Source organism: Xenorhabdus yunnanensis, from assembly GCF_028598805.1.
Classification (GTDB): Bacteria; Pseudomonadota; Gammaproteobacteria; order Enterobacterales; family Enterobacteriaceae; genus Xenorhabdus; species Xenorhabdus yunnanensis.
Genome location: NZ_JAQRFI010000180.1, coordinates 1 through 891 on the forward strand (window position 1 = coordinate 1; position 891 = coordinate 891).

1 protein-coding gene and 2 pseudogenes are annotated in these 891 nt (G+C 47.7%); all 3 read left to right on the forward strand.

Features of this window, described 5'->3' with window-relative positions:
• Positions 1 to 297, forward strand: a pseudogene (locus PSI23_RS21575) (hypothetical protein); the annotation flags it as partial.
• Positions 298 to 528: 231 nt separating this feature from the next.
• A complete protein-coding gene (locus PSI23_RS21580) occupies positions 529 to 693 on the forward strand; it encodes a hypothetical protein (RefSeq protein ID WP_273556993.1) in 165 nt (54 codons plus the stop codon).
• Positions 690 to 891 (forward strand): annotated as a pseudogene (locus PSI23_RS21585) (hypothetical protein); the annotation flags it as partial. The gene PSI23_RS21580 and the pseudogene PSI23_RS21585, both read left to right, overlap by 4 nt.

An 891-nucleotide genomic window follows, 5' to 3' on the forward strand; every position in this document is an offset into this window, starting at 1 on the left:
GTCTATGCGTTGCACCTTATCGACAATCACACGCCGTATCAGTCTGCCATCGCAACGCTCAGGGAGAGCTATCGCCACCTGAGTCAATACACCACACGCAAGATGGAAGCGGTTTGTTCAGGCTGGGAACTGTTAGACGGGGAAGATAAGAATCAGGAGGCATTCAGCTACAGTCTGAGGACCAATGATGCGAACGGGTATCAGGCATCATTACGGGCAGCGAATGAGAAGCTGGAACGGTACATTGAACCGATGAACTGGGAAGACATCGAAAGACTGGGCAACCATCATGCTTAAAACTTTTTGGGTCCTTACCAGCGAAATTGTAAAACATGGGCATTGCGCGCCGTGGTTTTTCACTAGCTATAAAATTTCAGATTTGTTTTACACATTTGACACTTTTCGCTCGCAAACCCGCATTCCACCGTGGGATCACTTGACAAAAAAGTGTCAAGTCAGTGTCAAGTGTCAAGTCCCGTTTGACACTTTACATTTGACACTCTGACCCGACATTCAGGAAGCAAAACGATGACAAAGACACAGAGCATTGACGCGTTACCGCAGACACAAAAATCTGACCAATGGCGTTCAGCCGTTGCGGAATTCACAACAGAGGATCTTCCCTGTACTCAGCAAACAAAAACCATATTTCGCCAGCAATTAATCAAAACAGCCGGAGTACTCAAGCCATGAAAACCATGAGCATCTCAAAGTATGCAGAACATGCCGGTGTTACCCGTCAGACCATTTACGACTGGGCAAAGCACAAAACCTTTCCGCCCAGAGTCGGGAGACACATTAATGTCGATGCGGCTGATGCATGGCGTAGGCAATATATTGATAGTACCGATCCCCGAACCGAGAACGCCAAGAAAGCCAGTTATGCCGAGG